Annotated in this window: 6 protein-coding genes; 3 read left to right on the top strand and 3 right to left on the bottom strand. The window is 72.1% G+C overall.

Going from position 1 to position 9,564, the window contains the following annotated elements; translation table 11 throughout:
• Nucleotides 1-86: 86 nt before the first annotated feature.
• The 3 genes from ACFWB8_RS19320 to ACFWB8_RS19310 all read left to right on the top strand — a co-directional run bounded on the left by ACFWB8_RS19320 (nucleotide 87) and on the right by ACFWB8_RS19310 (nucleotide 4,293).
• Entirely contained in the window at nucleotides 87-845 is a 759-nt protein-coding gene (locus ACFWB8_RS19320; protein ID WP_385228018.1) for an ABC transporter ATP-binding protein, read from the top strand.
• Between the two features lie 11 nt (nucleotides 846-856).
• Entirely contained in the window at nucleotides 857-3,565 is a 2,709-nt protein-coding gene (locus tag ACFWB8_RS19315; RefSeq protein ID WP_385228015.1) for a fumarate reductase/succinate dehydrogenase flavoprotein subunit, read from the top strand.
• Between the two features lie 122 nt (nucleotides 3,566-3,687).
• Complete coding sequence (locus ACFWB8_RS19310; RefSeq protein ID WP_385228012.1) at nucleotides 3,688-4,293, top strand: hypothetical protein; 606 nt, start codon at nucleotides 3,688-3,690, stop codon at nucleotides 4,291-4,293.
• A gap of 123 nt (nucleotides 4,294-4,416) precedes the next feature.
• On the opposite strand, the gene nuoN is transcribed toward ACFWB8_RS19310, so the two are convergent.
• From nuoN to nuoL, 3 genes are read right to left on the bottom strand one after another with little or no spacing between them, the layout of a single operon-like run.
• Nucleotides 4,417-6,063, bottom strand: coding sequence for an NADH-quinone oxidoreductase subunit NuoN (gene nuoN, locus ACFWB8_RS19305; protein WP_385228030.1), 1,647 nt, complete (start codon nucleotides 6,061-6,063; stop codon nucleotides 4,417-4,419).
• A 5-nt stretch (nucleotides 6,064-6,068) separates the two neighbouring features.
• Nucleotides 6,069-7,661 carry an NADH-quinone oxidoreductase subunit M gene (locus tag ACFWB8_RS19300; RefSeq protein ID WP_385228009.1) on the bottom strand — a complete coding sequence of 531 codons (1,593 nt, stop codon included), beginning with the start codon at nucleotides 7,659-7,661 and terminating at the stop codon, nucleotides 6,069-6,071.
• A 1-nt stretch (nucleotide 7,662) separates the two neighbouring features.
• Nucleotides 7,663-9,558: an NADH-quinone oxidoreductase subunit L gene (gene nuoL, locus ACFWB8_RS19295; RefSeq protein ID WP_385228005.1), complete on the bottom strand. Its 1,896-nt coding sequence runs from the start codon at nucleotides 9,556-9,558 to the stop codon at nucleotides 7,663-7,665.
• Between the last annotated feature and the right edge of the window lie 6 nt (nucleotides 9,559-9,564).

The raw sequence follows: 9,564 nt of genomic DNA, 5'->3' as shown, positions 1-9,564 counted from the left end.
GTGCGCGGCCCCCGGGCGGCGGCGCCCCTGCCGGACCGCGGCCTCGCGCCGCCGGCTCCGCAGACCCGAACCCGAGAGGTGGCCCCGTGAGCCTGACCGACACCCAGAGCGGCACCCGGACCGCCGCCGAGGCCCGCGGGGCGCGGCTCGCGCTGCGCGGCGCCCGGCTCGGCCACCGGGGCGGCGCGGTCCTCGACGGGATCGACCTCACCGTCGAGCCCGGCGAGGTGCTGGCCGTCGTGGGCCCGTCCGGCTGCGGGAAGTCCACGCTGCTGCGCACACTGGCCGGGCTGCTGGCGCCGCTCGGCGGCTCGGTGGAGCAGGACGGCGCCCCGGTCACCGGACCGCACGCCGACCGGGCGCTGGTCTTCCAGGACGATGCCCTGCTCCCCTGGCGCACGGTCCGGGCCAACGTCGAACTCCCCCTCGCGATCGGCGGCGGGCGGCTGCCGCGCGCCGAGCGGCGGCGCGCCGCCGAGCAGTGGCTGGAGCGGGTCGGGCTCGCCGCGCACGCGAACCGGCTCCCGCACCAGCTCAGCGGCGGACAGCGCCAGCGCGTGCAGCTGGCCCGCGCCCTCGCCGCACGCCCCCGCGCCGTCCTGATGGACGAGCCCTTCGGCGCGCTCGACGCCCAGACCCGCGCCGAGATGCAGGACCTCCTCGTGGACGTGCTGGCCGGCACCGGAGCGACGGTCGTCTTCGTCACCCACGACGTCGACGAGGCCCTGTTCCTCGGCGACCGCGTCGCGCTGCTCGCCGCCGGCGAGGTGGTGCCCGTACCGCACCCGCGCGACCGCGCCGCCGTACCCGCCGCACTCCGGCAACAGATCATCAACTCACTCTGAAGGGCCGCACCATGGACATCCCCGCCCTCGACGAAGCCGAGGAAATCTCCTGCGACGTCCTCGTCATCGGCGGCGGCACCGCCGGCACGATGGCGGCGCTGACCGCGGCCGGGCGCGGCGCCCGGGTGCTGCTCCTGGAGAAGGCGCACGTACGGCACTCCGGCGCCCTCGCCATGGGCATGGACGGGGTCAACAACGCCGTCGTACCCGGCCGCGCCGAACCGGACGACTACGTCGCCGAGATCACCCGCGCCAATGACGGCATCGTCGACCAGTCCACCGTCCGCCAGACCGCCACCCGCGGCTTCGCGATGGTGCGGCGACTGGAGTCGTACGGGGTGAAGTTCGAGAAGGACGAGCACGGCGAGTACGCGGTGCGCCAGGTCCACCGCTCGGGCTCGTACGTGCTGCCCATGCCCGAGGGCAAGGACGTCAAGAAGGTCCTCTACCGGCAGCTGCGCCGCCGCGAGATGCGCGAGCTGATCCGCATCGAGAACCGGGTGATGCCGGTACGGGTCCTCACCTCGCCCGAGGACGGCCGGGCGATCGGCGCGGCCGCCTTCAACACCCGTACCGGCGCCTTCGTGACCGTCCGGGCGGGGGCCGTGATCCTGGCGACGGGCCCGTGCGGGCGGCTCGGACTGCCGGCTTCCGGATACCTGTACGGGACGTACGAGAACCCCACCAACGCCGGGGACGGGTACGCGATGGCGTACCACGCGGGCGCGGCGCTGACCGGGATCGAATGCTTCCAGATCAACCCGCTGATCAAGGACTACAACGGTCCGGCGTGCGCGTACGTCGCGAACCCCTTCGGCGGCTACCAGGTCAACCGGCACGGCGAGCGCTTCGTGGACTCCGACTACTGGTCCGGGCAGATGATGGCCGAGTTCGCGGCCGAACTCGACTCGGACCGGGGGCCGGTGTACCTCAAGCTCAGCCACCTGCCGGAGGAGTCGGTCGCCTCCCTCGAATCGATCCTGCACACCACCGAGCGCCCCACCCGCGGCACCTTCCACGCGGGCCGCGGCCACGACTACCGCACGCACGACGTCGAGATGCACATCTCGGAGATCGGTCTGTGCGGCGGCCACTCGGCCTCCGGCGTACGGGTGGACGAGCGGGCCCGCACCACCGTGCCGCGCCTGTACGCCGCCGGGGACCTGGCCTCCGTACCGCACAACTACATGATCGGGGCCTTCGTCTTCGGAGACCTGGCGGGCGAGGACGCCGCGCGGTACCGCCCGTACGAGGGCGCCCTGCCGGCGGACCAGCTGGCGGCGGCGCACGAGCTGATCTACCGGCCGCTGCGCCACCCCGGGGGCCCGCCGCAGCCGCAGGTGGAGTACAAGCTGCGGCGCTTCGTGAACGACTACGTGGCCCCGCCCAAGACGGGCGCGAAACTGTCGCTGGCCGTGGCGGCCTTCGACCGGATGACCGGCGAGATCGCGCTGATGGGGGCCACCACCCCGCACGAGCTGATGCGCTGCGCCGAGGTGTCCTTCATCCGGGACTGCGCGGAGATGGCGGCCCGGTCCTCACTGGCGCGCACCGAGTCGCGGTGGGGGCTCTACCACGAGCGCCTCGACCATCCGAAGCGGGACGACGCGGGCTGGCTGCACCACCTGGACCTGCGCAAGTCGGCTTCCGGGGCGATGGAGTTCACGGCCCGGCCGGTGGAGCCGTACCTCGTGCCCGTCCCGGAGTTCACCCCGACGGGCGGCCCCTCCCGGCACCTCGGCGAGGTGTCCCTGCTGCCCGTGGCGACGGCCGGACCCCGGGAGACCGCCCCGGCGGCGCGTCCGGCGGGGCGGCCCGCCGGGGGCGCCGGCGGATCCGGCGGCGCGCCCTCCTCGCCGCGGATCCTGGAACTCCTCGCCCTGGCGGAGGAGTCCCCCGACCTGGACGCCCTGCGGGCCTACCTCGAAGACCCCGACGCCTCGGTACGGGCCGCCGCCGTGGCCGCGATCGGCGAGAGCGTCCCGGCGGGCGCGGGCCCGGCGCTGGCCGCCCGGCTGGCCGACGCCGCGCCGACCGTGCGCGCCGCGGCGGCGGCCGCCCTGCGCGAGCTGCTGGAGGTGCTCCCCGCGGACCCGGAACTGGCCGCCGCCCTGCACGCGGCCCTGGCCGTCGCCGACCCCGCGGTGCGCTCGGCCGCACTGGAGGCCCTGCGGGCGCTGCGGCTGGGCGACGCGGACCGGTACGCGCCGTCCCTCGCGGACGCCGACGTGGAGGTCCGCATCCACGCGGTACGGGCGCTGGTCTCGGTGGACGCGACCGCGGAGCTGGCGCGGGCCGCCGGGGATCCGGCCCGCGAGGTCCGCGTGGCGGTGGCCAAGGGCCTGGCCTCCGTACGCGGGGCAGCACCCGGCCCGCTGGAGCCGCTGCTGTCGGACCCTGACCCGCTGGTACGGGGCGCGGCCCTGGCGGCGCTGGCGTCGACCGGCTGCCCGGCCCCGTACGCGGGCACCGCGGTGGCCGCGCTGGCGGACCCGGCCTGGCAGGTGCGGGCGGGGGCCGCGGCGGCCCTCGCGGCGGCCGGACCGCGGGCGGCGGTCGGCCCGTTGGCGGCGGCCCTGGCCGATGCCAACGCGGACGTCCGCAAGGCCGCGGTCCTCGCCCTGCTGGCCCACCGCACCACCCCGGCGGCCGCCGCGGCCCTCGACGCGGCCACGGCCGACCCGGACGCGGACGTCCGGGCGTACGCCTCCCGCGGCTAGGCCCACTCTGACGAGCCTTCGCCTGAACGGTGCGCGGGGGACCCCGTTTGGAGGCGTGCCGCGTGCAGCCCGGCCACGGCGCCTGGATGGTGGACGAAAGCCCCCGAACGGCAGGAGTTCCGATGCCCCTCCGCACCCGCAAGGCCTTCTTGACCTGCGCGGCCGCCGTCTCGCTCGGCCTGGCCGCCGTCGCGCCCGCCCACGGCGTCGAGGGGCCCGCACCCGACCCGAGGAACAAGCGGGCCATGAGGGACATGGTGACGGCGTTCCGGGCGACGGCCAAGTACGTGGACGAGCGGGAGGCCATCAAGGACGGGTACGTCCCGCACGGCGAGGCATGCATGACCAACCCGTTCGGGGTGGGCTCCATGGGCTACCACTACGTCAAGGAAGCCAACTGGGGTTCGAAGGACCCCGGCAAGCCGACCGCGCTCCTCTACAGCACCCACAAGGACCGGCACGGCCGTCGCAGGCTCCAGACCGTGGAGTGGATGTCCACCGACGGGGACCAGGACCTGAAGACCACCGACGACAGGCCGAGCATGTTCGGCCTGCCGTTCGACGGCCCCATGCCGGGCCACTGGGCGGGCATGCCCAAGCACTACGACCTCCACATGTGGGCGTACGAGGACAACCCGGCCGGCCGCTTCCACAACTGGAACCCCGCCCTGACCTGCCCCAAGGCGGCAGGCGCCGCGTCCACCGCCGGACACGGCCATCACCCGTGAGGACGGTCTTGAAGCGAGCGGCGACGGAGCCTGATCTTCGGGAGTCCGCAGACTCGTTTCCACATGCGTCAGGGCCCGGCTGTCCCAAGGGGAGCCGGGCCCTGACGCATGCGCGAAACCGGGTCAGCGGACGAACGTGCTCGCCTGTCCCGCCAGGTCCAGGAAGTACTGCGGGGCCACGCCCAGGACCAGGGTGACCGCGACGCCGATCGCGATCGTGGTCATCGTCAGCGGCGAGGGCACGGCCACCGTCGGGCCGTCCGCCTTCGGCTCGCTGAAGAACATGAGCACGATGACCCGGATGTAGAAGAACGCGGCGATCGCGGACGAGATGACACCGACCACGACCAGCGCTCCCGCACCGCCCTCCGCCGCCGCCTTGAAGACGGCGAACTTGCCGGCGAAGCCGGACGTCAGCGGGATGCCGGCGAAGGCCAGCAGGAACACCGCGAAGACGGCCGCCGTCAGCGGCGAACGCCGTCCCAGCCCCGCCCACTTGGACAGGTGCGTCGCCTCGCCGCCCGCGTCGCGCACCAGCGTGACCACCGCGAAGGCGCCGATCGTCACGAAGGAGTACGCGCCCAGGTAGAAGAGCACCGACTTGACGCCCTCCGCCGAGGTCGCGATCACACCGGCCAGGATGAAGCCCGCGTGCGCGATCGAGGAGTACGCCAGCAGCCGCTTCACGTCGGTCTGGGTCACGGCGATCACCGCGCCCGCCAGCATCGTGACGATGGCCACGCCCCACATCACCGGCCGCCAGTCCCACCGCAGACCCGGCAGGACCACGTACAGGAGGCGCAGCAGCGCGCCGAAGGCGGCCACCTTCGTCGCCGCCGCCATGAAGCCGGTGACCGGCGTCGGGGCGCCCTGGTAGACGTCCGGGGTCCACATGTGGAAGGGGACCGCGCCGACCTTGAAGAGCAGGCCCGTCAGCAGCAGGGCGCCGCCGATCAGCAGCAGCGCGTCATTGCCCATGGTGTCGGCCAGCGCCGGGTCGATCCGCGCGACGCTGCCGTCCACCACGTCGGCGATCACCGCGTACGAGACGGAGCCCGCGTACCCGTAGACCAGCGCGATGCCGAAGAGGAGAAAGGCGGAGGAGAAGGCGCCGAGCAGGAAGTACTTCACCGCGGCCTCCTGCGACATCAGCCGCTGGCGGCGGGCGACGGCGCAGAGCAGGTACAGCGGGAGGGAGAAGACCTCCAGGGCCACGAACAGCGTCAGCAGGTCGTTGGCCGCCGGGAAGATCAGCATGCCGGAGACCGCGAACAGTGCCAGCGGGAAGACCTCGGTCGTGGTGAAGCCGGCCTTGACGGCCGCCTTCTCGCTGTCGCTGCCCGGTACGGACGCCGCCTGCGCGGCGAAGGAGTCGACCCGGTTGCCGTGGGCGGCCGGGTCCAGGCGCCGCTCGGCGAAGGTGAAGATCGCGACGACCGAGGCCAGCAGGATGGTGCCCTGCAGGAACAGCGCCGGGCCGTCCACCGCCACGGCCCCCATGGCCGCGATGTGCGCCTTGCTGCTCCCGTACCCGCCGGCGGCGAGACCGACGACCGCCGCGAAGGCCGAGGCCAGCGCGGCGACGGCGAGGAACACCTGGACGTAGTAACGGGACTTGCGCGGTACGAAGGCCTCGACGAGGACTCCGACGATCGCCGCTCCCAGCACGATCAGTGTGGGCGAGAGCTGCGCGTACTCGATGTGCGGGGCCGGGATCTTGTCGATCGGCTCCCCCGCCGCCAGCGTCAGCAGGCTCTGGGCAGCAGTCATGGTGCTCACTTCGCCGCCTCCCCATTCTTGGCCTCGACAGCCACCTCGGGCTTCGGGTCCGACTGCTTCACATCCGACATGGTGTGCTCCACCGCCGGGTTGACGATGTCCGTCAGCACCTTCGGGTAGACGCCGAGCCCGATCAGCAGCGCGATCAGCGGGGCGACCACCAGCACCTCCCGCAGGCGCAGGTCCGGCATCGCCCGGACCTCCTCCTTCACGGGGCCGGTCATGGTGCGCTGGTAGAGCACCAGCGTGTAGAGCGCGGCCAGCACGATGCCGAAGGTGGCGATGATGCCGACCACCGGGTACCGGGCGAACGTGCCGACCAGGACCAGGAACTCACTGACGAACGGCGCCAGGCCCGGCAGCGACAGGGTCGCGAGACCGCCGATCAGGAAGGTGCCGGCCAGGACCGGCGCCACCTTCTGCACGCCGCCGTAGTCGGCGATGAGCCGCGAGCCCCGCCGCGAGATCAGGAAGCCGGCGACCAGCATCAGCGCGGCCGTCGAGAGTCCGTGGTTGACCATGTACAGCGTCGCGCCCGACTGGCCCTGGGAGGTCATCGCGAAGATGCCCAGGATGATGAAGCCGAAGTGCGAGATCGACGCGTACGCGACCAGCCGCTTGATGTCCCGCTGCCCGACCGCGAGCAGCGCCCCGTAGACGATGCTGATCAGGGCCAGGACCAGGATGACCGGCGTGGCCCACTTGCTGGCTTCGGGGAAGAGCCCGAGGCAGAAGCGGAGCATCGCGAAGGTGCCGACCTTGTCGACGACCGCGGTGATCAGCACGGCCACCGGGGCGGTGGCCTCGCCCATCGCGTTCGGCAGCCAGGTGTGCAGCGGCCACAGCGGGGCCTTCACCGCGAAGGCGAAGAAGAAGCCGAGGAACAGCAGCCGCTCGGTGTTGGTCGCCATGTCGAGCGTGCCCGCGGCGCGGGCGGCGGCGATCTCCTGGAGCGAGAAGTTCCCGGCGACCACGTACAGCCCGATGACGGCGGCGAGCATGATCAGGCCGCCGACCAGGTTGTAGAGGAGGAACTTGACGGCCGCGTACGAGCGCTGCGCGGCCGCGTTCTCGTCCGAGCCCGAGTGCGCCCGGTCCCCGAAGCCGCCGATGAGGAAGTACATCGGGATGAGCATGGCTTCGAAGAAGATGTAGAAGAGGAAGACGTCGGTGGCCTCGAAGGAGATGACCACCATCGCCTCGACCAGCAGGATCAGGGCGAAGAAGCCCTGGGTCGGGCGCCAGCGCGAGGAGTGCGTCTCCAGGGGGTCGGCGTCGTGCCAGCCCGCCCCGATCACGAAGGGGATCAGCAGGGCGGTGAGCGCGATGAGCGCCACCCCGATGCCGTCCACGCCCAGTTCGTAGCGGACGCCGAAGTCGGCGATCCAGGCGTGGGACTCGGTGAGCTGGTAGCGGTCGCCACCGGGCTCGAACCGGACCGCGACGAGCACGGCCAGGGCCAGTGTCGCCAGCGAGAAGAGCAGCGCGAGCCACTTGGCCGCGGTCCGGCGGGCGGCCGGGACGGCCGCCGTCAGGACCGCGCCGACCGCGGGAACCGCGGCCGTCACCGTCAGAAGCGGGAAACTCATTTCACACCGCCCTCATCAGCAGGGTCGCGGCGATCAGGATCGCCGTGCCCCCGAACATCGAGACCGCGTAGCTGCGGGCGTAGCCGTTCTGCAGCTTGCGCAGCCGGCCCGAGAGCCCGCCGACCGAAGCGGCCGTCCCGTTGACCACTCCGTCGACCAGGCTGTGGTCGACGTACACGAGCGAGCGGGTCAGGTGCTCTCCGCCGCGCACCAGCACGACGTGGTTGAAGTCGTCCTGGAGCAGGTCCCGCCGGGCCGCCCGGGTCAGGAGCGAGCCGCGCGGGGCGACGACCGGGACGGGCCTCCGCCCGTACATCGACCAGGCGATCCCGACGCCGACGACGAGGACGACCATGGTCGACAGCGTCACCGTCAGGGCGCTGACCGGCGGGTTTCCGTGCTCGTAACCGGTGACGGGCTCCAGCCACTTGAGGAACCGCTCGCCGATCTCGAAGAACGCGCCGGCGAAGACCGATCCGAACGCCAGGATGATCATCGGGATGGTCATGGACTTCGGGGACTCGTGCGGGTGCGGCTCGTGGCCCTCTGCGTCCGGCTGCCACCGCTTCTCGCCGAAGAAGGTGAGGAGCATGACGCGGGTCATGTAGAAGGCGGTGATGCCGGCGCCCAACAGGGTGACCCCGCCGAGGATCCAGCCCTCGGTGCCGCCCTTCGCGAAGGCCGCCTCGATGATCAGGTCCTTGGAGAAGAAGCCGGACAGGCCGGGGAAGCCGATGATCGCCAGGTAGCCGAGACCGAAGGTGACGAAGGTGACCGGCATGTACGTCCGCAGGCCGCCGTACTTGCGCATGTCGACCTCGTCGTTCATGCCGTGCATGACCGAACCGGCGCCGAGGAAGAGGCCGGCCTTGAAGAAGCCGTGCGTCACCAGGTGCATGATGGCGAAGACGTACCCGATCGGGCCGAGGCCGGCCGCCAGGATCATGTAGCCGATCTGCGACATCGTCGAGCCCGCGAGGGCCTTCTTGATGTCGTCCTTCGCGCAACCGACGATCGCACCGAAGAGCAGCGTGACCGCGCCGACCACGACCACCGCGGTCTGCGCGTCCGGCGCCCCGTTGAAGATCGCCCCGGACCGGGTGATGAGGTACACGCCGGCGGTGACCATGGTCGCCGCGTGGATCAGGGCCGAGACCGGGGTCGGGCCCTCCATCGCGTCGCCGAGCCAGGACTGCAGCGGCACCTGGGCCGACTTGCCGCAGGCGGCCAGCAGCAGCATCAGGCCGATGGCCGTCAGCTTGCCCTCGGAGGTGGCGTCCGCCGAGCCGAGCACCGGACCGAAGGCGAAGGTGCCGTAGGTGGTGAACATCAGCATGATCGCGATCGACAGGCCCATGTCGCCGACCCGGTTGACCAGGAAGGCCTTCTTGGCGGCGGTGGCCGCGCTGGGCTTGTGCTGCCAGAAGCCGATGAGCAGGTACGAGGCGAGGCCCACGCCCTCCCACCCGACGTACAGCAGCAGGTAGTTGTCGGCGATGACGAGCAGCAGCATCGCCGCGACGAACAGGTTGAGGTAGCCGAAGAAGCGGCGGCGGCGCTCGTCGTGCTCCATGTACCCGATCGAGTACACGTGGATGAGCGTGCCCACCCCGGAGATCAGCAGGACGAAGGTCATCGACAGCTGGTCCAGCTGGAAGGCCATGTCGGCCTGGAAGCCCTCGACGGGGATCCAGGTGTACAGGCGCTGGTACAGCGTGCGGTCCTCGGCGCTGCGCCCCAGCATGTCGGCGAAGAGGCTCACGCCGATGCCGAAGGAGACGGCCGCGAGCAGGGTGCCGATCCAGTGGCCGGCCTTGTCGAGACGCCGGCCGCCGCACAGCAGCACCGCCGCTCCGAGCAGGGGCGCCGCTACCAGCAGCGCAATCAGGTTCTCCACAGCGAC

Origin of the sequence: Streptomyces sp. NPDC060031 (assembly GCF_042736805.1) — a bacterium.
Lineage (GTDB): Bacteria > Actinomycetota > Actinomycetes > Streptomycetales > Streptomycetaceae > Streptomyces.
This window is presented reverse-complemented; position numbering and strand designations above follow the sequence as displayed.